This is a genomic window from Amycolatopsis sp. lyj-108 (assembly GCF_046549005.1).
GTDB lineage: Bacteria > Actinomycetota > Actinomycetes > Mycobacteriales > Pseudonocardiaceae > Amycolatopsis.
Map to the genome: position 1 here is coordinate 341,337 of NZ_JAJPWQ010000003.1, position 23,094 is coordinate 364,430.

General features: G+C 69.5%; 18 protein-coding genes. 13 read left to right on the forward strand and 5 right to left on the reverse strand.

Annotation, left to right across the window (positions count from 1 at the left end):
- Positions 1-87: 87 nt before the first annotated feature.
- From icmF to ACLJO0_RS13230, 3 genes are read left to right on the forward strand one after another with little or no spacing between them, the layout of a single operon-like run.
- A complete protein-coding gene (icmF, locus tag ACLJO0_RS13220) occupies positions 88-3,324 on the forward strand; it encodes a fused isobutyryl-CoA mutase/GTPase IcmF (protein WP_410578736.1) in 3,237 nt (1,078 codons plus the stop codon).
- Between the two features lie 41 nt (positions 3,325-3,365).
- Positions 3,366-4,211 (forward strand): LLM class F420-dependent oxidoreductase, encoded by an 846-nt coding sequence (locus ACLJO0_RS13225; RefSeq protein ID WP_410578738.1) that lies wholly within the window; start codon positions 3,366-3,368, stop codon positions 4,209-4,211.
- Entirely contained in the window at positions 4,208-5,197 is a 990-nt protein-coding gene (locus ACLJO0_RS13230; protein WP_410578740.1) for a TIGR03557 family F420-dependent LLM class oxidoreductase, read from the forward strand. The genes ACLJO0_RS13225 and ACLJO0_RS13230 overlap by 4 nt, the downstream gene beginning before the upstream one ends.
- A 71-nt stretch (positions 5,198-5,268) precedes the next feature.
- Here ACLJO0_RS13230 and kstR read toward each other — a convergent pair whose 3' ends face one another.
- Complete coding sequence (gene kstR, locus ACLJO0_RS13235; protein ID WP_034322562.1) at positions 5,269-5,916, reverse strand: cholesterol catabolism transcriptional regulator KstR; 648 nt, start codon at positions 5,914-5,916, stop codon at positions 5,269-5,271.
- A gap of 149 nt (positions 5,917-6,065) precedes the next feature.
- Between kstR and ACLJO0_RS13240 the strand changes: the two genes are divergently transcribed.
- The 3 genes from ACLJO0_RS13240 (at position 6,066) to ACLJO0_RS13250 (ending at position 12,206) form a co-directional block, all read left to right on the forward strand.
- A complete protein-coding gene (locus ACLJO0_RS13240; protein ID WP_410578742.1) occupies positions 6,066-8,141 on the forward strand; it encodes an acyl-CoA dehydrogenase family protein in 2,076 nt (691 codons plus the stop codon).
- 115 nt (positions 8,142-8,256) lie between these two features.
- A complete protein-coding gene (locus ACLJO0_RS13245; RefSeq protein ID WP_410578744.1) occupies positions 8,257-11,022 on the forward strand; it encodes a DEAD/DEAH box helicase in 2,766 nt (921 codons plus the stop codon).
- Positions 11,022-12,206 (forward strand): SWIM zinc finger family protein, encoded by a 1,185-nt coding sequence (locus ACLJO0_RS13250; protein WP_410578746.1) that lies wholly within the window; start codon positions 11,022-11,024, stop codon positions 12,204-12,206. Before ACLJO0_RS13245 ends, ACLJO0_RS13250 begins: the two co-directional genes overlap by 1 nt.
- 470 nt (positions 12,207-12,676) lie before the next feature.
- Here the strand turns inward: ACLJO0_RS13250 and ACLJO0_RS13255 are convergent, their stop codons facing one another.
- Positions 12,677-13,918 (reverse strand): alpha/beta hydrolase, encoded by a 1,242-nt coding sequence (locus ACLJO0_RS13255; RefSeq protein ID WP_410578748.1) that lies wholly within the window; start codon positions 13,916-13,918, stop codon positions 12,677-12,679.
- 66 nt (positions 13,919-13,984) lie between these two features.
- On the opposite strand from ACLJO0_RS13255, the gene ACLJO0_RS13260 reads away from it, so the two are divergent.
- From ACLJO0_RS13260 to ACLJO0_RS13290, 7 genes are all read left to right on the forward strand, one after another.
- Entirely contained in the window at positions 13,985-15,376 is a 1,392-nt protein-coding gene (locus tag ACLJO0_RS13260; RefSeq protein WP_410578750.1) for a WS/DGAT/MGAT family O-acyltransferase, read from the forward strand.
- An 88-nt stretch (positions 15,377-15,464) separates the two neighbouring features.
- The gene (locus ACLJO0_RS13265) at positions 15,465-16,529 is read left to right on the forward strand and encodes an acyl-CoA dehydrogenase family protein (RefSeq protein ID WP_410578752.1); all 1,065 of its coding nucleotides are present in this window, start codon (positions 15,465-15,467) and stop codon (positions 16,527-16,529) included.
- A 4-nt stretch (positions 16,530-16,533) separates the two neighbouring features.
- Complete coding sequence (locus ACLJO0_RS13270) at positions 16,534-17,706, forward strand: acyl-CoA dehydrogenase family protein (protein WP_410578754.1); 1,173 nt, start codon at positions 16,534-16,536, stop codon at positions 17,704-17,706.
- Positions 17,703-18,617, forward strand: a complete 915-nt coding sequence (locus tag ACLJO0_RS13275; protein ID WP_410578755.1) for a bifunctional MaoC family dehydratase N-terminal/OB-fold nucleic acid binding domain-containing protein — start codon at positions 17,703-17,705, stop codon at positions 18,615-18,617. The genes ACLJO0_RS13270 and ACLJO0_RS13275 overlap by 4 nt, the downstream gene beginning before the upstream one ends.
- Positions 18,614-19,009, forward strand: a complete 396-nt coding sequence (locus tag ACLJO0_RS13280) for a MaoC family dehydratase (protein WP_125785485.1) — start codon at positions 18,614-18,616, stop codon at positions 19,007-19,009. Before ACLJO0_RS13275 ends, ACLJO0_RS13280 begins: the two co-directional genes overlap by 4 nt.
- Positions 19,009-20,178, forward strand: a complete 1,170-nt coding sequence (locus ACLJO0_RS13285; RefSeq protein ID WP_410578756.1) for a lipid-transfer protein — start codon at positions 19,009-19,011, stop codon at positions 20,176-20,178. The genes ACLJO0_RS13280 and ACLJO0_RS13285 overlap by 1 nt, the downstream gene beginning before the upstream one ends.
- Before the next feature lie 74 nt (positions 20,179-20,252).
- Complete coding sequence (locus tag ACLJO0_RS13290; RefSeq protein WP_410578758.1) at positions 20,253-20,816, forward strand: DUF5134 domain-containing protein; 564 nt, start codon at positions 20,253-20,255, stop codon at positions 20,814-20,816.
- A gap of 49 nt (positions 20,817-20,865) precedes the next feature.
- Here the strand turns inward: ACLJO0_RS13290 and ACLJO0_RS13295 are convergent, their stop codons facing one another.
- From ACLJO0_RS13295 to ACLJO0_RS13305, 3 genes are all read right to left on the reverse strand, one after another.
- Entirely contained in the window at positions 20,866-21,324 is a 459-nt protein-coding gene (locus ACLJO0_RS13295; protein ID WP_410579296.1) for a riboflavin kinase, read from the reverse strand.
- Between the two features lie 100 nt (positions 21,325-21,424).
- On the reverse strand, positions 21,425-22,174 hold the full coding sequence (locus ACLJO0_RS13300) for a class I SAM-dependent methyltransferase (RefSeq protein ID WP_410579297.1): 750 nt from the start codon (positions 22,172-22,174) through the stop codon (positions 21,425-21,427).
- Positions 22,175-22,226: 52 nt separating this feature from the next.
- The gene (locus ACLJO0_RS13305) at positions 22,227-23,090 is read right to left on the reverse strand and encodes a MaoC/PaaZ C-terminal domain-containing protein (RefSeq protein WP_410578760.1); all 864 of its coding nucleotides are present in this window, start codon (positions 23,088-23,090) and stop codon (positions 22,227-22,229) included.
- Between the last annotated feature and the right edge of the window lie 4 nt (positions 23,091-23,094).

Consider the following 23,094-nt stretch of genomic DNA (forward strand, 5'->3'; position numbering starts at 1 on the left):
GTCAGTCGGGATGTCAAGGACGAGTGAGAGCGCCGTCACGCGAGTGGATGGGTTTAAAACAGTCGGAAGTCCAAGTATTTTGGAGGGATGACCAGCGACCTGCACCGGCCCGTGAACCCCGTTCGCTTCGTGACGGCGTCGAGCCTCTTCGACGGGCACGACGCGTCCATCAACATCATGCGGCGCATCCTGCAGTCGCAGGGCGCGGAGGTCGTGCACCTCGGGCACAACCGGTCGGTCGACGAAGTCGCCACGGCGGCCATCGCCGAGGACGTCCAGGGTGTGGCCATCAGCGCCTACCAGGGCGGGCACGTCGAGTACTTCAGCTACCTGGTCGAGCTGCTCCACGAGCGCGGCGCCGGGCATATCAAGGTGTTCGGCGGCGGTGGCGGGGTCATCGTCCGCGAGGAGATCGACCTGCTGCACTCGCGGGGCGTCGCGCGGATCTTCTCGCCGGAGGACGGCTACGAAATGGGCCTCCCTGGCATGATCAACTTGATGATCAAGGCCTGCGACACGGATCTGTCCGCGCAGTCGCCCGGTTCGCTGGACAAACTGCTTTCGGGTGACATCCCGGCGCTGTCCCGGGTCATCACGCAGCTTCAGCGCGAGGCATTGCCGCAGGACGCGCTCGACAAGATCACCGAGGCCGCCAAGTCGCGGACGGTGCCGGTCCTGGGGATCACCGGTACGGGTGGTTCCGGCAAATCGTCGCTCACCGACGAACTGATCCGCCGGTTCCGGCTGGACCAGGAGGACAAGCTTCGCATCGCCGTGCTCGCCGTCGACCCGTCGCGCCGCAAGGGCGGGGGAGCACTGCTCGGCGACCGCATCCGGATGAACTGCCTCGACGGCAGCCCGGTCTACTTCCGTTCGCTGGCCACCCGCACCACCAGCGGCGAGATCCCGACCGGTCTCTCGGAGTCGATCCTCGCCTGCAAGGCCGCCGGTTTCGACCTGGTGATCGTCGAGACGCCGGGTATCGGCCAGGGTGACGCCGGCATCGTCGACTACGTGGACCAGTCGCTGTACGTCATGACGCCGGAGTTCGGCGCGGCGTCGCAGCTGGAGAAGATCGACATGCTCGACTTCGCCGACGCGGTGGCGATCAACAAGTTCGAGCGCCGCGGTGCCGAGGACGCCCGCCGCGACGTCGCGCGCCAGCTCGTCCGCAACCGCGAGGCGTTCAGCTCCTCGCCCGAGGACATGCCGGTCTACGGCACCAGCGCCGCGAAGTTCAACGACGACGGCGTCACCGCGCTCTACCAGCACCTGCGCGACACCCTCGCCGAGCGTGGCCTGACCGTCTCGGCAGGCGTGCTCCCGAAGGTCGAGGGCAAGGTGTCCACCGACGCCAGCACGATCATCCCGGCCAACCGGTCGCGCTATCTCGCCGAGATCTCCGAGACCCTCCGCGGCTATCACACGAAGACCGAACAGCAGGTCGCCGCGCTGCGCAAACGTGAGCACTTCGCCGTCGCCAAGGAGGCGCTGGCCGCCGTCGACGCGAGCACCGACGCGCTCGACGGCCTGCTCGCCGCCGCCGAGTCCGATGTGGACGGTGAAACGACGAATCTGCTGGACCGCTTCCAGGAACTGGCCGAGTCCTACCGTGCCGACGAACTGGTCGTGAAGATCCGCGACAAGGAACTGCACACCCAGCTCTGGCGCGACACGCTGTCCGGCAACCGGATCCCGCGCGTGGCGTTGCCGCGCTACACCGAGTCCGGCGAGCTGCTGTCGTTCCTGCGCCGCGAGCACCTTCCCGGATACTTCCCTTACACCGCGGGCGTTTTCCCGTTCAAACGCGAGGGTGAGGACCCGGCGCGGATGTTCGCGGGCGAGGGCGACCCGTTCCGCACCAACAAGCGGTTCAAGCTCCTCTCCGCGGACTCCGAGGCGAAGCGCCTTTCGACCGCCTTCGACTCCGTGACGCTCTACGGGCACGACCCGCACACCCGTCCCGACATCTACGGCAAGGTCGGCACCTCGGGTGTCTCCATCGCCACCCTCGAGGACATGGAGGTGCTCTACGACGGCTTCGACCTGACTTCGCCGAGCACTTCGGTGTCGATGACGATCAACGGCCCGGCGCCGACGATCCTCGCGTTCTTCCTCAACACCGCGATCGACCAGCGGACGGCGGCGTTCAAGGCCGAGCACGGCCGCGAGCCGTCCGAAGCCGAGGCCGCCGAACTGCGCGAATGGGCGCTGCGCAACGTCCGCGGCACCGTGCAGGCGGACATCCTCAAGGAGGACCAGGGGCAGAACACCTGCATCTTCTCCACCGAGTTCAGCCTGCGCATGATGGCCGACATCCAGGAATGGTTCATCGAGCACGGCGTCCGGAACTTCTACTCGGTGTCGATCTCCGGCTACCACATCGCCGAGGCCGGGGCGAACCCGATCTCGCAGCTGGCGTTCACCCTGTCGAACGGTTTCACCTACGTCGAGAGCTACCTCGCGCGCGGGATGAGCATCGACGACTTCGCGCCGAACCTGTCGTTCTTCTTCTCCAACGGCATGGACGCCGAGTACTCGGTGCTGGGCCGGGTCGCGCGCCGGATCTGGGCGGTCGCGATGCGGGAGCGCTACGGCGCCAACGAGCGCTCGCAGAAGCTCAAGTACCACGTGCAGACCTCCGGCCGGTCGCTGCACGCGCAGGAGATGAGCTTCAACGACATCCGCACCACGCTGCAGGCGCTGTGCGCGCTCTACGACAACGCGAACTCCTTGCACACCAACGCCTTCGACGAGGCGATCACGACGCCGTCGGAGAGCTCGGTCCGGCGCGCGATGGCCATCCAGATGATCATCAACAAGGAATGGGGCCTGTCGAAGAACGAGAACCCGTTGCAGGGCTCGTTCATCATCGACGAGCTGACCGACCTGGTCGAAGAGGCCGTCCTGCTGGAGTTCGACCGCATCTCCGAACGCGGCGGCGTGCTGGGCGCGATGGAGACCGGCTACCAGCGCGGCAAGATCCAGGACGAGTCGATCCTCTACGAACGCCAGAAGCACGACGGCACGCTGCCGATCATCGGCGTCAACACCTTCCGCAACCCGAACGCCGGCGAGGACGACGTCGAGGTCGAACTCGCGCGGGCGACCGAGGACGAGAAGCGGTCGCAGCTGGAGCGGCTCGAGGACTTCCAGCGCCGTCACCACGCCGAGGCGCAGGTCGCGCTCAAGACGCTGCGCGAGGCCGCGACCCGCGGCGGCAACCTGTTCGGAGTGCTGATGGACGCCGCGCGGGTGTGCTCGCTCGGCCAGATCACCGAGGCGTTCTTCGAGGTGGGCGGGCAGTACCGGCGCAACGTGTAGCGGCGGGAATATCGCGGGGCGTGTTCGGGTAGTTGCTGAACATGGAGATCGGAATCGCCACCTTCATCACCGATGAAGGCATCAGGCCGGACGTCCTCGCCGCAGCCGTCGAAGAGCGCGGGTTCAGCTCGCTTCACATCGCGGAGCATTCCCACATCCCGGTCAGCCGGGAATCGCCGTATCCGGGCGGTGGCGAGCTGCCGCGCGTGTACTACCGGACCCTGGACCCGTTCGTCGCGCTGACGGCGGCGGCCGGAGCCACGTCGAACCTGAAACTGGGCACGGGCGTCGCGTTGCTGCAGCAGCGCGACGTCATCCACACGGCGAAAGAGGTCGCTTCGCTCGACCTGGTTTCGCGAGGCCGTTTCGTCTTCGGGGTCGGCGTCGGCTGGAACCGGGAGGAAATGCGCAACCACGGCACCGATCCGCGCACCCGTGGTGTGCTCGTGGACGAGCAACTGGCCGCGCTGAAGGAGATCTGGACCAAGGACGAGGCCGAGTTCCACGGCGAGTTCGTCGACTTCGACCCGATCTTCGCGTGGCCCAAGCCGGTGCAGAAGCCGCATCCGCCGATCTACATCGGTGGTGCGGGGGAGAAGGCGATGCAGCGGATCGCCAAGTACGGCGACGGCTGGCTGCCGCACGCCCACACCCCGCCGGAGGAGCTTCGCCGGGTTCGTCAGTGGCTGGCCGACCAGGGCCGTGGTGACCTCAAGTTCTCCGCCTTCGGTGCCACTCCGGAGGAAGACGCGCTGGGCAGGCTGGTCGACGGTGGCGTCGACGAGGCCACGCTCTTCCTGCCGACAGAGCCCGAAGCGGCGACACTGGAACGACTCGACCAGTACGCGAAGGTCGCCGAGAGCTTTCGAAAGGGGCAGCAGGCGTGACTGAGGTACAAATCGGCTTGGCCGCGGCACTCGAGCAGTTCTCGCCGCGCGAGTCGATCCGGCTGGCGGCGCTGGCCGAACAGCACGGATTCTCCGGCCAGATGGCCGCCGACCACTTCCAGCCGTGGGTCCCTCAACAGGGTGAAGCATCCTTCGTGTGGAGCGTGCTCGCCTCGTTGGCGGAGAACACCACCGGTGACCTCGGGCCGGGCGTGACCTGTCCGTCGTTCCGGTTGCACCCGTCGATGGTCGCGCAGGCCGCGGCGACGCTGGAGGCGACCTATCCTGGCCGGACCTGGCTCGGCATCGGCTCCGGCGAGGCGCTCAACGAGCACATCATCGGCGGCTACTGGCCCGAAGCGCCCGAGCGGGTACGGCGGATGTTCGAGGCGATCGAGGTCATCCGGAAACTGTTCACCGGCAAGGACGTCAAGCACAGCGGCGAGTTCTTCAAGCTGCACACCACCCGGCTGTGGACGCTGCCGGACGAGCCGCCGCCGATCTACATCGCGTCGGCGGGCCCGTACACCTCACGCAAGACCGGTGAGCTCGCGGACGGGCTGATCACGCCGGGCGCGTCGATCGAGAAACTGGCGGGGATCCTCGACAACTTCGGCACCGGCGCGCGCAAGGCCGGCAAGGACCCGGACACGATGCCGAAGCTGCTGCAGGTGCACCTGTCGTGGGCCGAGGACGACGAGACGGCGTGGGCCAACGCGATGGACCAGTGGCCCAACGGCGGCATGAAGTTCCCGAAGGCCGACATCCGCTCGCCGTTCGACTTCGCGCAGATGGCGAAACTGGTGCGGCGTGAGGACTTCGAGGGCCGCATGGTCGTCTCGTCCGATCCGGACGTGCACCGCGCGGCGCTGCAGAAGTACGTCGACGCCGGCTTCAACCGGATCTACGTCCACAACGTGGGCCGGAACCAGGACGAGTTCATCGAGACCTTCGGGCGGGACGTGCTGCCGAAGCTGACCGCCTGACGCGCGCTATGAAAGGTCCTTTCCTTGCAAAATTTGCAAGGAAAGGACCTTTCATAGCGCTTGGGGCAGGGTCAGACGTTCTTGTCCAGCAGCAGGTGCACCGACAGCTCCAGCCGGTTCGCGACGTCGGCCGCCGAGGCGCGCCGCGTCACCCACGCGACCAGGTTCGCCATCCAGACGTCGGCGATGACGTGGAAGATGTCGCGATCGGCCTCGGTCGGGTCCTCGATGCCCATGGCCTTGGCGAACATGTTCTCCATCAGCCGTCCGACCTGTTCGACCTCGGCGGCCGCGGTCGTGTCGGCGAACATGAACGCGCGGACCATGGCCTCGGTCAGGTGTGGGTCCCGCTGCATCAGCCGGGTGTTGCGGCCGAGGACGAACATCAGCCGCTCGCTCGGGGTTTCGCCGGGGATGGCCGCGCGGTCGAGTTTCTCCTGCGCGCGTTCGAATTCCCTGGCCAGCCCGGAAACCAGCAGGTGGATCTTCGACGGGAAGTAGCGGTACAGCGTGCCGAGCGCGACGTCCGCCTTCTCGGCGACCGCCCGCATCTGGACCGCGTCGTACCCGCCTTTCGCGGCGAGGGTCAGGGTCGCGTCGATGATGCGGCGCCGCCGGTCGCGTTGCGCCGCGGAGCCCAGTTCCTCGCCGCCAAGCGCGGAGAGACCGTTGCCGCTTCGCGCCTTCGCGCTCGTGGGTGCCTTGGCCTTCCCTGGCATCGCCACGTCCCCCTTCATCGAACGGAACTTGTTCCACTTTCCCCGCGTAGCGTACCTAAGCGGACGAACTGTTCAAGACGTGACCCACTGGGCAAGAAACTGTAACACGTTCTACACTCGCGGGTAGGTCCGAGCAGGAGGTCTCACCCGTGTCGATCGCGCTCACCGAGGAACAGGCGGCGCTGGCCGCGTCGATCCGGGCCTGGGCGGTTTCCGCCCGTCCCGTCGACGCCGTCCGAAAAGGCCGGATCACCGAGCCGCCACCAGGACTGGCGGAACTCGGCCTGTTCGGCGTGGCGATTCCCGAAGACGTCGGCGGCGCCGGCGGTACGGTCGCCGATCTGAGCGCCGGGCTCGCCGAGGCCGCCGAAGCACTCGTGCCAGGGCCTGTCCTCGGGACGGCGTTGGGCGGCGCGCTGCTCGCGACGGTTTCCCAAGCCGCCAAGGAGATCCTGCCCGGTCTCGCGGACGGGACCGAACGGGTGGCGGTCGTGCTGGGCCGGGGTTTCCGCATCTCGGGCTCGGTCGTCGACGGCGAGTCGGGACCGGCTCTCGACGTTCACCCGTCGGCATGGACGCTGGTCTCCGACGGCGACGTCTCCGCGCTCATTCCACCCGGGACGTCCGGAATGGACATCGAGCACTGCGAGCCCTTCGACGTGTCCCGGCCCGTCGGCCGTATCCGATGCGCGAAGGTCCGGCCCGAAGCGGTTTTCGAGGCTCTGCCGGTGGATTCCTATGCCGCCACTCTCGGTGCCGCCGAGGCCGCGGGGATCGCCCGATGGTGCCTTCGGACCGCCGTCGAGTACGCGAAGGTGCGAGAGCAGTTCGGCCGTCCCATCGGGTCGTTCCAGGCGATCAAGCATCTGTGTGCGGAAATGCTGTGCCGGGCCGAAGCCACCGACGCGCTCGCGTGGGACGCGGCGAGGGCGGCCGAAGACCCGGCGCAGCACGCCCTCGCGGCCGCCACGGCGGCGGCCTACGCGCTCGACGCGGCCGTGGCCAACGCGAAGGACTGCATCCAGGTCCTCGGCGGCATCGGCTTCACCTGGGAGCATGACGCGCACTTCTACCTGCGGCGCGCCGTGGCGCTGCGGCAATGGCTGGGCGGTTCCGCCCGCTGGCGACGTCGTGCCGCCGGACTCGCGCTGCGCGGCGACCGCCGGACGTTGAGTGTCGACGTCGGCGAAGACGCCGGACTCCGTGATCTGGTAAGCGAAATCGCCGCTTTACCCGAGCAGGCAAGGCGCGTCGCGCTGGCCGATTCGGGACTGCTGGCCCCGCATTGGCCCGCGCCGTACGGCAGGGGCGCGACCGCCGCCGAGCAACTGCGGATCGACGCCGCCCTCGCCGGCGCGGGCATCCGCCGTCCCGATCTGGTCATCGGCGCCTGGGCGGTCCCGACACTGCTGGAACACGGCTCCGAGGAACAGCGCGAACGGTTCGCCGCGCCCACTTTGCGCGGCGAGATCACCTGGTGTCAGCTGTTCAGCGAGCCCGAGGCCGGCTCGGATCTCGCGTCGCTTCGCACGACGGCCCGGCGCGTCGACGGCGGCTGGCTGCTCAACGGCCAGAAGGTGTGGACCTCGCTCGCCCGCGAAGCCGACTGGGCGATCTGCCTGGCGCGAACCGACCCGGAAGCCCCGAAACACAAGGGGATCACCTACTTCCTCGTCGACATGACCGCGGGCGGGATCAGCACGCGTCCGCTGCGCGAGATCACCGGCGACGCCGTCTTCAACGAGGTGTTCCTCGACGACGTCTTCGTCCCGGACGACTTGGTGGTCGGGGAGGTCGACGGCGGCTGGCGGCTCGCGCGGACGACGCTGGCGAACGAGCGGGTGGCCCTCGGGAGCGGATCCGCGGTGGGGGAAGGTGTCGAAAATCTGCTCGCCACGCTGGGCGACGACGCCGATCGGGAGCGGCTCGGTGCGCTGATCGCCGACGGCAGCGCGTGTTCGGTCCTGGACTTGCGGGCCACGCTGCGGCGGCTCGACGGCCAGGATCCGGGCGCCGGGTCGAGTGTGCGCAAACTGCTGGGGGTGCGGCATCGGCAGGCGGTGGCGGAGTTCGCGCTGGAGGCTTTGGCGGAGAACGCGCTCGTCGCCGGTGACCCCGCGCAGCACGAGTTCCTGCTGACGCGATGCCTCAGTATCGCGGGCGGTACGACGCAGGTGCTGCTGTCGCTGACGGCCGAGCGGTTGCTGGGGCTGCCTCGGTCCTGAAAGTTCCGGTCACGGCACTTTGTCGTGCTATGAAAGGTCCTTTCCTTGCAAAATTGGCAAGGAAAGGACCTTTCATAGCACCACCGCAAGCAGGCTGTCGGTCCCGTGCTCTAACGTGCGGGTCGTGGAGTTCGGCACAGGAACCCAAGCCACCTTCGTCCCCTCGGATCCCCCACGGGACGGCGTGCTGGCGCTCTGGGGAGACGGCGTAGCGGGTGACACCGCGATCGAACTCGTGCTGCCGGTGGGGAAGGTCTTCCGGCGCACGAAGGTCGACGCGGCACTCGTCCCGTTGTCGCGGGCGATTCCGCGGCTGCTGACCGCCGAGGGTGACCTGAGCCCGGCCATCGCCGCGTGGTCGGCCGTCGCCGAAGCCGGCGTGAACCTCATCGCCCGCGGGAGGTTGCTGCCCGCGGCCTCACCCGGCGGGGTGGATTCGTGGCGGGTCGGCCCGCTCGACATCGCCGACGAGGAGATGTTGCGCGGGCTCGCCGCCGCGCTGCCTCCCGAGGCGCACGCGCTGCCGTTGTCCGGGCTGAAACGGATCCGGCTGCATTCGCCGGAGTCGTTGATCCGCGCGTTCTGGGACGCCACGGCGGATGTGCTGGTCCGCACGCCCGCCGCGAGTGTCGCGGCGGGTGGGCCCGCGTTCGCTTCGGCCGAGCCGACGCTGGTCGGTCCGGACGGTGCCGCGTGGCTCGCGGAGCTGAGCGCCCGGCAGGCGCAGGGCGCGCATCTCGTCCTGCGCATGGAGGTGAACGAGCCCGAGAGCCCCGAAGACGAGCCCACATTCGCCGCGGTCCTCGCCGTGCGGAGCGCCGCCGATCCGAGCCTGATCGTCGAGGCGGCGACGCTCTGGGACGCACCCGAAGCGGTGCTGGAACGGATGGGTGAGCAGGTCGAGACCCAGTTGCTGCTCGGGCTCCGCCGGGGCGCCAGGGCATGGGCGCCGCTCGGCCGCGTGCTCCAGTCCGCCGCGCCGACCGGGCTGGTGCTGGAGTACGACGAGGTCGTCGACCTGCTGACCCACGGGGACGCGGCGCTGGGCGGCGCCGGCATCGAGGTGCAGTGGCCGAAGGACCTCTTCGCGGGCGAGCTCAAGGCGAAGGCGAGCGCGACCCAGGTCCCGGGCAGTGTCACCGGGCCCGAGTTCACGCTCAAGAGCCTCCTTCAGTTCCGCTGGCGGCTGAGCCTCGGCGACGAGGACCTCACCGACGCCGAGGTCACCGCGCTCGCGGAGGCGAAACGGCCCTTGGTGCGGCTGCGGGGCAAATGGGTCAAGGTCGACGCTCGGCTGATCGAGAAGGTGCGTGCCCATCGCGCGAAGAAGCTGTCCGGGGCCGAGGCGCTGGCCGCGGCGCTCACCGGCGAACTGGAACTGGACGGCGAAAAGGTCGAGTTCACCGCCCCGTCGGCGCTCACCGGGCTGCTCCAGCGAATCCGTGACAGCGCCGCGGAACCGATCGAGCAACCCGCGGACCTGAAGGCCACCTTGCGGCCGTATCAGAGGGCAGGCCTGGCGTGGCTGTCGACGATGACCGGGCTCGGTCTCGGCGCCTGCCTGGCCGACGACATGGGGTTGGGCAAGACGATCCAGCTCATCTCCCTGCATCTGCACCGCCGCCCGCGCGGGGAAGGCCCCACGCTCGTCCTGTGCCCGACGTCGTTGCTCGGCAACTGGGAACGCGAGTTCGCCCGGTTCGCGCCGCACATCCCGGTGCGCCGGTTCCACGGCGGCGGACGGCATCTCGACGAGGTCGCGCCGGACGAGGTCGTGCTCGCCACGTACGGCGTTCTCCGCCGGGATCGCGAGACACTGTCCGAAGTGGACTGGGGGATGATCGCGGCCGACGAGGCGCAACACGTCAAGAACCCGCTTTCGGTCACCGCCAAGGAGTTGCGGAAGATCCCGGCCGCCGCGAAGGTCGCGCTGACCGGCACGCCGATGGAGAACCGGCTCACCGAGCTGTGGTCCATCATGGACTGGACGACACCGGGTCTGCTCGGCTCGCTCGACGGGTTCCGCCGCAAGGTCGCCCGCCCGATCGAACGCGACCGTGACGTCGCCGCCACCGAGCGGCTCGCCACGACCGTGCGGCCGTTCCTGTTGCGCCGCAAGAAGACCGACCCGGACATCGCGCCCGAACTGCCGCGCAAGACCGAGACCGACCGGTTCGTCCCGCTCACCGCCGAGCAGACGACGCTGTACGAGGCCGTGGTCCGGGAGAACCTCGCGATGATCCGCGAGCTGGACGGGGTGGCCCGGCGCGGGCAGGTGCTCAAACTGCTCACCGAGCTCAAGCAGATCTGCAACCACCCGGCGCAGTACCTCAAGGAACCCGGGGTGCTGCACGGCCGGTCCGGCAAGCTCGCCGCGTTCGAGGAGCTGCTCGACGTCATCCTCGACGAGGGCGACAGCGTGCTCGTGTTCAGCCAGTACGTCCAGTTGTGCCGTCTGCTGGAGAAACGCCTTGCCGAACGCGGGCTGCCGACGATGCTGCTGTCCGGGTCGAGCACGCCCAAGGTCCGGGAGGACATGGTCGCCCGGTTCCAGGCGGGCGAGGTGCCGGTGTTCCTGTTGTCGCTCAAGGCGGGCGGGGTCGGGCTCAACCTGACCAAGGCGACCCACGTGATCCACTACGACCGCTGGTGGAATCCGGCGGTCGAGGACCAGGCCACCGACCGCGCGTACCGGATCGGGCAGGACAGGCCGGTCCAGGTGCACCGGCTGATCGCCGAGGGCACGCTCGAGGAGCGCATCGCCACGGTGCTGGAGACCAAACGCGGGCTGGCCGACGCGGTCATCGGCGCGGGCGAGAACTGGATCACCGAACTGTCCGACGACGAACTCGCCGACCTCGTCCGCCTCGGGGAGACGTGATGCCCAGCGCGACAGGGCGGAAGCGGCGCACCTTCGGCAACACGTGGTGGGGCAAGGCTTGGGTCGAGGCCCTGGAGGAGCGCGCCAAGCTCGATCCGAACAGGCTGCCGCGCGGGCGCACGTACGCGCGCAAAGGCACGGTCAGCGAACTCGCGGTCGGCGCGGGCGAGGTGACCGCGTGGGTACAGGGCAGCCGGGCGGTGCCGTACCGGGTGACCATCCGCATGCGGGCGTTCACCGAGGCGCAGTGGGAGAGCCTGCTCCGCATGGTCGGTTCCCGACTCGGGCACGTCGCGGCCCTCCTCGACGGCGAACTGCCCGGCGAGCTGGCCGAGGACGCGCGGGCCGCCGGCGCGGATCTGCTCCCCGGCCCCGGCGATCTGCGGCCGAAATGTTCCTGTCCCGACAGCGCGAACCCGTGCAAACATGTCGCCGCGGTGTACTACCTGGTCGCGGACGAGGTCGACACCGATCCGTTCGCGCTGTTCCTGCTCAGAGGCAGGCCGAGGGAGGCCGTGCTCGCGGAACTGCGGTCCCGCCGTACTCCCGCGAGCGAGCCGGGTAAACGGGTGCGTGCCCCCGCCGCACCCGGGGTGGATCCGAAACGTGCCTACACCCGGCGGATCGCCGCGCTCCCGCCGCGACCGGCCGTTCCAGGCACGGTCGGACCGCCCGCGGTCCTCGACCTCGATCCGCCGCACCGCACGGGCTGGAGCGGCGACATGTTCGTCGAACTGGCCGCTGATGCCGCCGCGCGGGCCTGGGAACTGCTGGTGATGGGGCCCGAACGCGAAGTGGAGCTGACGTTCGAGGAGGACCTCGCCCGGCGCGCGGCGGCCGGCGATCCGCAGGTGATCGCCGAACTCGCCGAGGCCGCGGGAGTCCCGGTGCGGGATCTGGCCGTCTGGGCGCAGGCCTGGCGCGAGGCGGGCCGGGGCGGGATGGCGGTGGTGCGGGAGCCCTGGCGGCCGGGGCAGGCGCCGCTCGCGCAGGCCACAGCGGATCTCGCCGAATCGGGGTTGCCGGGAACGCCGAAGACCTGGCGGAACCGGATCACCCAGGGAGACCTGCAACTGCGCTACGGCCGTGACGAACGGTGGTACCGCTTCGTGCGCGACGGCGAGGGCTGGCGGGTCGACGGCCCGCCGTCCACACGGCCGACGGATGTGATCTACCCGCCCTGACCACGAGCAACCTGGGCAGACTGGGCCGGGGGTGGTCGTGAGTGGCGATTCCTCTTAGGTACCTGCGGCGCTTCTTGCGTGATGCCAGTACATGAAGGACCCCTTCCTGTACCTAGGCGCAAGGAAGGGGTCCTTCATGTACTGGGGGCCTTCACGCGCTGTCGCTGTAGTGCCGAGGCTCAAGGTGGCGTTCCTGCCCGCCCGTCTGCCTCGGCTCGGGGCTAGGCTCAGCCCGGCATGCCGTGAAGGGCCCCTTCCCTACTCTCAGGGTAGGGAAGGAGTCCCTCACGGACCCGCGATCCCGACCCGCCCGCCGTAGGCACCTAGAACACGACCACCCCGACCGACGCTTTCCGGCGCCTTGGTCGCTTGAAGTACGTGAAGGGGTCCTTCCTTGCGTCTAACGCAGTGAAGGGGCCCCTCGCCCGCCATCGTGGTGACCGGTGGGGCTACGGGCCGCGATCCCGCGATCAGCTGGACCGGCGCCGCCAGGTGCGGTAGCTCCACTCCAGGAACCGCTCCACCCCGCGGACCACGTGCGCGCTGCGGATCGAGGGGAAGACGTCGAAGGCGTGCTGCGCGCCGGAGATCTCCGCGTACGCGACTTCACGCTGGGACTTCTCCCGGAGACGCCGCACGAATTCGCGGGCTTCGCCGACCGGCACCAGCGAGTCGTGGACGCCGTGGATGACGAAGAACGGCGGCGCGTCCTCGGTGATGCGGTCCAGTGGTGACGCCGCGATGTAGTCGTCGATGAAGTTCACCGGGTCCCGGTCCGTCTCGAAGACGTGCCGGGCGATCAGCGTCTTGAGCCGGGTCTGGCTGGAGCGCCGCCCGCTGGTCGCGGCGAAGTCGTACACGCCGTAGTGCGGGGCGCACGCCTGGATGCTCGTGTCGGCCTCGGTGAAGCCGGGCTGCAACGCCGGATCGTTCGCGGTCAGTGCCAGCAGCGCGGCGAGATGCCCGCCCGCGGAACCGCCGGTGACGGCGACGAACGACGGGTCGCCGCCGTAGGACTCGGCGTTGTCCCGGATCCAGGCCAGCGCGCGTTTCGCCGCGACGATGTGCGCGGGCCAGCGGGCGGCGGGGGAGAGCGGGTAGTTGATCGCGATGCAGATCCAGCCGCGTTTGGCCATGTGCAGCATCAACGGCAGGCCCTGCTGGTCCTTGTTGCCGATCACCCACGCGCCGCCGTGCACCTGCAGCAGGATCGGCGCGCCGGTGACCGGTTCGCGTGGGGCGTAGACGTCGAGCAGGAACCGTTTCCCGCCGGGCGCGTAGGCGACGTTGCGGGTCCGCCGGACGTCCGGGTCGCGCATCCGGAACGGCATGGCCAGCTGGCCCCACGGTGTCGCGAGGTCGGTCGGGCTCGGCGGATGCTCGAGTTCGTCGGCGTAGGCCTTGCCGATGCCTTCGGTCAGCGCCGTCTCGATCTCGCCTCGGGCCCGCTGCGACTGCGCGATCAGCGTGCCGAGCCCGGCCGCCGACGCTGCCGCGAGCGCGAGTCCGGTCTTGCTCGAACCGCCCCGGTGCCGGGCGACATGCGCCGCCGCGTCGGCCGCGGTGAGCGCGAGCAGATGCGGGGCGAGCTCCCCCGTGAGCCAGCCCGCGAAGAACGCCGGGACCGCCGTCCTGGCGCCTCTCGGCGGCTTCAGCGCGTTCGCGGTGAGCGCGAGCTGGAGTGCCTGGCGGACGACGAAACTCGGCTGCATGGGCACCGATCCTACCGCCGGGTGACAGCCTAGAACCGGTTGCAAAGTTCACTTAAGGTGATTCTCATGCGGAGATTGAGTGGTCTGGACGCGAGTTTCCTCTACCTGGAGACACCGGCCCAGGTGCTGCACGTGTGCGGACTGCTCACCTTGGACGGTTCGACCATGCCCGGTGGCTACGATTTCGAACGCTTCAAGGAGAAACTGGCCGAACGGGTCGACCTGATCCCGGCGTTCCGGCGCAAATTGCACAATCCACTCTGGAATCTGACGCATCCGGTCTGGGTCGAGGACGAGGACTTCGACCTCGAAGCCCACGTTCACCGGATCGGCGTACCCGCCCCCGGCGACCGGCGGGAGCTCGCCGAACTCTGTGCCCACATCGCGGGACAACGGCTCGACCGCGCGCAGCCGCTCTGGCAGTTGTACGTCATCGAAGGCCTGGCTGACGGCGGGATCGCGGTCTTGCTGAAGATGCACCACGCCAGTGTCGACGGGGTCGGCGGCGCCAGTCTGATCACTTCTCTCGCCGGCCTCGAAGCGGACGCCCCGCCGCCGGAGGTCGCGCACGACGAACGCCGCAACGGGGACGTTCCCGGCAGGCGCACGCTGCTCGGCGCCGGGCTGACGTCGTTCGTGAAACGGCCCGCCGAGCTGGTGAAACTGCTTCCCGACCTGCTTGGGCTCGTCCCGAGCTGGCTGGGTAAAGCGTTGCAGGGCAAGGGAATGCCGGTACCGTTCACGGCGCCGCGTACGTCGTTCAACGGGACGATCACCGCGCACCGCAGCGTCGCCTACGCCTCTCTCGACCTCGACGAGGTCAAACGGGTCAAGAACGCCTTCGGGGTGACCGTCAACGACGTCGTCCTCGCCGTGGTTTCCGGCGCGCTGCGGCGGTTCCTGCGAGACCGGGGCGAACTGCCGGAAGATCCGCTGGTGGCGACCGTGCCGGTCTCCGTGCACGCCCGCACCGAACGCGAACACGGCACCAACAAGGTCTCGGCGTTCTTCGCGTCGCTGCCCACCCACCTGGAGGATCCCGCCGCGAGGGTGTTCATGCTCGCGGAGTCGAACCGGCACTCCAAGGACCATCACCACGACATCGACGCCGACATGCTCCAGGACTGGGCGCAGTTCTCGGCGGCGACGATGTTCGGCCTCGCGGTGCGCGCGTATTCCGCACTGCGCCTGGCCGAACGGCATCCGGTGGTGCACAACCTGGTGGTCTCCAACGTGCCCGGCCCGCCGATGCCGCTGTACCTGCTGGGCTGCCGGATCACCGGGCTCTACCCGCTCGGCCCGGTGTTCCACGGCGCCGGGCTCAACGTCACCGTGCTGTCCAACGCGGGCCGGGTCGACGTCGGCCTGCTCGGCGCGCGCGAACTCACCGGTGACCTGTGGCCGCTCGCCGACCACTTCCCCGACGCTCTCGCGGAGCTGCTGAAAGCCATCTCCTAGATCCGCACCCCTTGCCGTCACGGCTCCTTCCGGTTAAGACTAGAACAGGTTTCAATATTGTGCCCGTTCGCCCCGGTGAGGAGCCAGTGTGGACTTCCAGTTCGACGAGACGCAGACCGAGGTCACCGCGTTGGCCGCGCGCGTGCTCGGCAAGGAGCGTGAGCCCGCCGACACATGGCGCGCGCTCGCCGACGCCGGTCTGCTCGCGCTGGCGCTGCCTGCCGAACTCGGCGGTGACGGACTCGGCGTCGCCGAAGTCGCCTTGGTGCTGACCGAACTCGGCCGGGTCGCCTCGCCGACGCCCGCGCTGGCGTCGCTGGCGTTCGGCGTCCTGCCGGTCACGGCGCTCGGCGGCCCGGACCAGCGCGCGTCGCTGCTCCCGCCGGTCGCCGCGGGCGAAGCCGTGCTCACCGCCGCGTTGAACGAACCTTCCGCGCCGTTCACCACCCGGCCCGCGACCGTCGCGGAATCGGCGGGGGACTGGCGGCTGAGCGGGGTCAAGGTCGGCGTGCCGTTCGGCGCGGAGGCGACTCGGATCCTGACGCCCGCCTCGCTGCCCGGCGGCACCGGCGTCTTCCTCGTCGATCCGCAGGCGGACGGCGTGACTTTGACCCCGACGAGAACCTCCTCCGGCACGCCGGACTACACGATGACGCTGGACGCCGTGACCGTCACCGACGCCGATCTCCTCAATGGGCCCGGGCCCGGCGAGTCGATCGCGACCCTGCACCGGTTCGCGCTCGCGGGCGCCGTGGCGTTCGGCGACGGGTTGCTCGCCGGCGCGCTGGCGCTGACCACGAAGCACATCGGCGAACGCGAACAGTTCGGGCGCCCGCTGGCGGCGTTCCAGGCGGTGGCGCAACAGATCGCGGACGTCTACGTCGCGTCGAGGACGGTCCAGCTGGCCGCGCGGTCGGCGGTCTGGCGGCTCGCGGCGGGCCTCGACGCCGAGGCGGAACTCGACATCGCGGCGTACTGGCTGGCGACGGAGGCGCCCGAGGCGCTGGCCGTCTGCCACCACCTGCACGGCGGGATCGGCGTGGACGAAACGTATCCGCTGCACCGGTTCTCGTCGGCGGTCAAGGATCTGGGACGAACGCTCGGCGGCGCCGCACATCGGCTGGCCGGACTGGGCGAACTGGTGGCGGGGTGAACCGATGCTGATCGAACTGACTTCGGCGCAACACCAATTGCGCTCCGAGCTGCGAAAGTACTTCGCCGGACTGGTGAGTGCCGACGAACGGCGCGCGATGCTGCGGGAGCGGCACGGACCGGTGTACCGCGAGATCGTCCGGCGGATGGGCCGTGACGGCTGGCTCGGCGTCGGCTGGCCGGAACAGTACGGCGGCCGGGGTTTCGGCGAGATCGAGCAGCACATCTTCGTCGATGAAGCCTCCCGGGCCGACGTCCAGCTGCCATCGGTGACCCTGCAGACCGTCGGGCCGACGTTGCAGGCGTTCGGCACCGAGGCGCAGAAGTCCTTGTTCCTGCCCAAGATCCTCGCGGGCGAGGTGCATTTCGCCATCGGCTACACCGAACCCGACGCGGGAACGGACCTCGCGGCGCTACGCACGACGGCGGTGCGCGAAGGTGACGAGTACGTCGTCAACGGCCAGAAGATCTTCACCACCGGTGGGCACGACGCCGACTACATCTGGCTGGCCGTGCGCACCGCACCGGACGCGCCGAAGCACAAGGGCATCTCGATCCTCATCGCGAGCACCCGCGATCCGGGCTATTCGTGGACGCCGATCATCACCTGCGACGGAGCGCACCACGTGAACGCCACCTACTACTCGGACGTCCGGGTGCCGGCGGACATGCTGGTGGGCAAGGAGAACGAGGGCTGGCGGCTGATCACCACGCAGCTGAACCACGAACGCGTCATGCTCGGCCCCGCCGGGCGGATCGGCGGGCTCCACGACCGCGTCCGCGAGTGGGCGGCGGCCCGGAAGGCCCCGGACGGCACGCCGTTGCTCCAGCTGCCCGATGTCCGGGCAGTCCTCGCGGAAACCCTGGCGACCGCCCGGATCAACGAACTGCTGAACTGGCAGGTCGCGGCGTCGTCGGCGACCGGACCGGTGGCGGTTGCCGACGCGTCGGCCACCAAGATCGTCGGCTCCGAACGCATCCAGCGGCTGACCAGGAGACTGGAGGAGATCGTGGCGCGACACGGCGATCAGGCCGACGCCGAAACCGCGGAACTGGCGCAGTGGCTGGACGTGGTGGCCAAACGCAATCTGGTGCTGACCTTCGGCGGCGGTGTCAGCGAGATCCAGCGCGAGCTGATCGCCACCGCCGGACTCGGCCTGCCGAGGGTGCCGCGATGAACATCCAGGAAGCCGCCGAACGTATCGCCGCGCGGGGGGAATCCGCGCCGAGGGCCGCCCGTGACGCGGTCAACCAGGCGATGGTGAACAACTGGGTCGAAGCCATCGGCGACCGCAATCCGGTGTACGTCGACGAGGAGTTCGCCTCCCGGAGTGTCCACAAGGGACTTGTCGCCCCGCCCGCGATGGCGCAGGTGTGGACGATGGGCGGGCTGCACTGGACGAGGGCGTCGGACGATCCGCTCGGCGCGATGATGGAGGTGCTCGACGAAGCCGGGTTCACCTCGGTCGTCGCGACCAACTCCGAGCAGAACTACTTCCGCTACCTCCGGCACGGTGAACGCGTCGAAGCGACCGCGGAACTCGAGAGCGTCGTCGGGCCGAAACGCACCGCGCTCGGCGAAGGCTGGTTCGTGACGACGAAGACCACCTGGTACGTCGGCGACGAGGCCGTCGCGGACATGGTGTTCCGGGTGCTGAAGTTCCGTCCGCCCGGCGCCGAGCCCGCCAAGGCGGCTGCCCCGGTGCTGCGACCGGTGATCAGCAAGGACACCGAGTTCTTCTGGGACGGCCTTCGTGAAGGGGAGCTGCGGATCCAGCGGTGGGGCGAGACCCTGCGGCATCCGCCCGGCCCGATGCCGCCGGACGGTGATCTCGACGTCAAGCCGGACTACGTCGTCGCGTGCGGCCGCGGAACGGTCTACAGCTACGTGGTGCACCACCATCCGAAGGTCCCCGGCAAGCAGCTGCCGTTCGTGGTCGCGCTCGTCGAGCTGGAGGAGGGCGTCCGGGTGATGGGCGAGCTGCTCGACGCCGATCCCGAGTCCGTCCACATCGGACTCCCGGTGGAAGCGGCCTTCGTGAAGATCGACGAGGAACTGACGTTGCCCGCTTGGAGGGTCGCGCGATGAAGGACTGTTCGGTCGGCACCGAGTTGCCGCCGCTGAAGATCGAGGCCACCCCGACCTTCGTGGTGAGCACCGCGCTGGCGACACGGGATTTCCAGGACGTCCACCACGACCGCGACGCCGCCGAGCGGCGCGGATCGAAGGACATCTTCCTTAACATCCTCACCGACACCGGTCTGGTGCAACGTTTCGTGACCGACTGGGCGGGTCCGGAGGCGTTCGTGCGGTCGATCAAGATCCGGCTCGGCGTGCCCTGTTACGCCTACGACACCCTGACCTTTACCGGCAGGGTCACGGAACGGGACGGTGACGACGTCGTGGTCGCGGTGTCCGGTGTGGACAGTCTCGGCGAACACGTGGTGGGCACCGTGGCGCTCACGTTGGGAGGCGAGTGATGACCCTGTCCGGACGGGCGGCCATCGCCGGGATCGGCGCCACCGAGTTCTCCAAGGACTCGGGTCGCAGCGAGCTGCGGCTGGCGGCCGAAGCGGTTTCGAGTGCGTTGAAGGACGCCGGGCTCGCGCCGTCCGATGTGGACGGTCTGGTGTCGTTCACGATGGACGGCAACAGCGAGATCGCCGTGGCGCGGGAGCTCGGCATCCCCGAACTCAAGTTCTTCAGCCGGATCCACTACGGCGGCGGGGCGGCGGCCGCGACCGTGCAGCAGGCCGCGATGGCCGTCGCGACCGGAGTCGCGGACGTCGTCGTCGCGTACCGGGCCTTCAACGAACGGTCCGGGATGCGGTTCGGGCAGGTGTCCTCGGCGGCGGCCGGCCAGGTGAACTCCTCCGGTGTCGACAACGCGTTCCACTACCCGATGGGCATCGCGACCCCGGCCGCGACCGTCGCCATGCTCGCCCGGCGCTACATGCACGAGTACGGCGCGACCAGCGAGGACTTCGGCCGGGTGGCCGTCATCGACCGCGCCCGCGCGGCGACGAACCCCAAGGCCTGGTTCTACGGCAAGCCGATCACGCTCGAAGACCATCAGGCGTCCCGTTGGGTCGCCGAACCCTTGCACCTGCTGGACTGCTGCCAGGAGAGCGACGGCGGCGTCGCGCTCGTGGTCACCAGCGCCGAACGGGCGCGCGACCTGCCGCACCGGCCAGCCGTGATCGCGGCCGCCGCGCAGGGCAGCGGGCCGGACCAGTACGTGATGACCAGCTACTACCGCGACGATCTCCCGGCGCTGCCCGAAATGGGTGTCGTGGGACGGCAGCTGTGGGCGCAGTCCGGGCTGGGGCCCGGCGACATGGACCTCGCCGTGCTGTACGACCACTTCACCCCTTATGTCCTGATGCAGCTGGAAGAACTCGGCTTCTGCGGGAAGGGGGAAGCCAAGGACTTCATCGGCGGCGGCACCCTGGAGCTGGACGGGAAACTCCCGCTCAACCCGCATGGCGGACAGCTCGGGGAGGCCTACATCCACGGGATGAACGGGATCGCCGAAGGGGTCCGGCAGCTGCGGGGCGACGCCGTCAACCAGGTCGACGGGGCCGCACGCGTGCTGGTGACCGCCGGCACCGGCGTACCTACGAGCGGATTGGTCTTGACCACGGGCTGAGATCACCTCAATGTCCGATGGTGTACTAGAGCGGTACCTGCGACGGTGAAAGGGACCACCGCCCGGGAGGTGCCATGTCCGGAATCGTCGCTTGGACACTCACCGCGGTGTTCGCCGCGCTGGTCCTGCCATGCGTGCTGAGACTCGTCCGGCTGGACTACGGCACGCAGGGCGCGGCGATCCGCAACGGTGACCTGGCCGAACTGCTGCTCGTCGTCGCCATGGTCGCGATGCTGTCCCCGGTCGGCGGCCCGATCCCCGCGGCGGGCTGGCAGGCGGTCCTGGCGCTGACCGCGGGGTGGTTCGCCGTCGCGTGGTGGAAGGGACGGCGATCCGGGCACACCGCGTGCGGGCATCACGCCGTCTCCGCCACCGCGATGCTGTTCATGGTGACGTTCATGCCGCACAGCGACGTCACCCACGGCCCGTGGCTGGTGATGTCCGGCCCCGGCGGCGCTTCCGCGCTGTGGCTTTCCCTGGTCTTCGGTGTCGTGGCCGCGTACTTCGCCGCGGACGCGGTGCTTGCCGGCGTGTTGGCGGCGCGGGGCGACGGCGACTCCGCGCAGACGTCACGGCGGGTGTGCCGGGTCGTCATGGGGCTGGGGATGGGTTACATGCTGTTGGGCGCCGCCGTCTGACCCCGCAACCAGTCACCTGCTTGCGCGGTCAGCGAGCGCAAGTAGGTGACTAATTGCCGAGGACGCGGCACACGACCCCCGCCTCGGCGGTGCCCGCGTCCGGCAGGCCGTCGGCAGGGTTGCCCGCGGCCCACTTCGCGGCGTCGGCGATGTCCTTGTTGAGCGCGACGATCAGCGCCTCGGACGACGGGTACGCCTCCTGCTCGCGCAGGTGGTGGCCCAGCCACACGGTCAGCACCTCGCCGTAGAGGTCGCCGCTGAACTCCAGCAGATGTGCTTCGACGAGCCGGTAGCCGTCCGCGCCGTAGTAGGTCGGCCGCCTGCCGACCGAGACCGCGGCCGCGATCCGGGTGCCGTCGGCGCGTTCGGCCCAGCCCGCCCACACTCCGTCGCCGACTTGGCCGTCTTGGTCGCGCAGCGCGATGTTGGCGGTCGGGAAGCCCAGTTCCCGGCCGCGCTGATCGCCCTTCTCCACCTGGCCACGGACCACGAAGTACTCCGCCGTCATGCCGCTCCCCGTCGCAGTCGTCACGAGAGCCATGAATACCACGCCCCGCACCCGGGGTCGACCGCCGTCCACGCCACGAGAGTGTCCACTGTGTACTCGGTCACGCCGTGACGAGCCGATATCCCAGGTCCAGTTCCGTCCGGCCGAGCAGGCCGACGTGGTGCCGATGCCAATGTCCGTCGGCCAGATCGGCACGCAGGCGCTCGACCGCCGTCGCGACGACGTTCTGGTCCAGCAGCGCCACCCCGGACATCCCCGCGCGCACGCGTTCGGACAGGTACGCCTCCGGCCTGCGCCAATACGCGCCGAGGAACCCGTCGACGCAGTCCGAGGGCACCGGCAGCGGGGCCACCGTGGGGGTCACACCCGCCGCGCCCAGCTCCTCGACGACCCGGTCCAGACAGGCGAGCCTGCTCTCGTGTTCGGCGATCTCCGGCAGGTAGTCCCGGACCAGCCAGAACCGCGCGAACACCGCCTGATCCCAGGTCACGATCACCTGGCGGCGGGACACACGCCGCAACTCGGCCAGCCCGGCGGTCACATCCGTCCAGTGGTGCACGGTGAGCACCGCGAGGGCCGCGTCGAAGGCGCCGTCGGGGAACGGCAGCTCTTCCGCGCACGCCTGGACGGCGGGGGCCGCGGCGGCCGGACGCTGCGCGATCATCCGCCGTGACGGCTCGACGGCCAGCACGTCACGGTCTTCCGGCTCGTAGGAACCGGCTCCGGCCCCGACGTTGACCACCGAGCGCGCGTCACCGAGGGCGGCGGTGACGGCGGCGGCGATACGGGGATCCGGGCGTCTTGATCGCGCGTAGTCCCGGCCGAGTTCGGCATACGGGTCCGAGATCAAGGGGCGCACTTGGCCGAGTCTAGCCAGAGCGGCTACCTGCGGGAACGATGATTCAGTCTGTCGTGGTCAAGAAAGTGTCGGAAAGGACGGGTGCCTCGTCCCGATCCGGTGCCGTGGTGGTGATCAGCAGCCCGGCGGGCTCGCGCCAGACGCGGGTCCGTAGCGGTTCGCCGGGGAAGACGACGCCGGCGAACTTGGCCGAGAACGACGCGACGCGGGAGGCGTCGCCGTCGAGGAACTCGTCGGTGACGGCCTTCGCGATGACGCCGTAGGTGCACAGGCCGTGCAGGATCGGCTTGTCGAACCCGGCGGCCGCGGCGAACGCGGGGTCGGCGTGCAGGGGGTTACGGTCGCCGCAGAGCCGGTAGAGCAGCGCCTGCTGCGGCAACGTCGGCGTCTCGATGACCGCGTCCGGTTCGCGCGACGGGAGTTCGACGCGGTCGGACGGGCCGCGTTCGCCGCCGAAACCGCCTTCGCCACGGGCGAAGATGCTCGACCGCAGTGTCCACAGTGGAGTGCCGTCCGAGTCGGTGGCGACCGTTTCGTTCACGATCACGGCCGCCTTGCCCTTGTCGAAGACGTCCACGATCCGCGTGCGCGCCACCGCCTTGCCCGACGTCGGGATCGGCCGGTGCGCGATCACTTCCTGCTTGCCGTGCAACACCTTCCCGAGGTCGACCTCGACACCGGGGAACGAGACCGCCGGCGGTTCGAACACGCGCAGGTTCGCCGCCACGGTGGCGAACGTCGGCATCACCTGGAGGCCGTCCTCGTAGGTGTAGCGCAGTTCCCGCGGGCTCGTCGGATCCGCGCCCGCGCCGAGCGCCAGGTGGTAGAGCTGCACGTCCGACGCGGTCCAGGCGAAACTCACCTCGCCGAGGTCGGCGCCGATCGCGACTGTGGGGTCGATGGGCACAGGG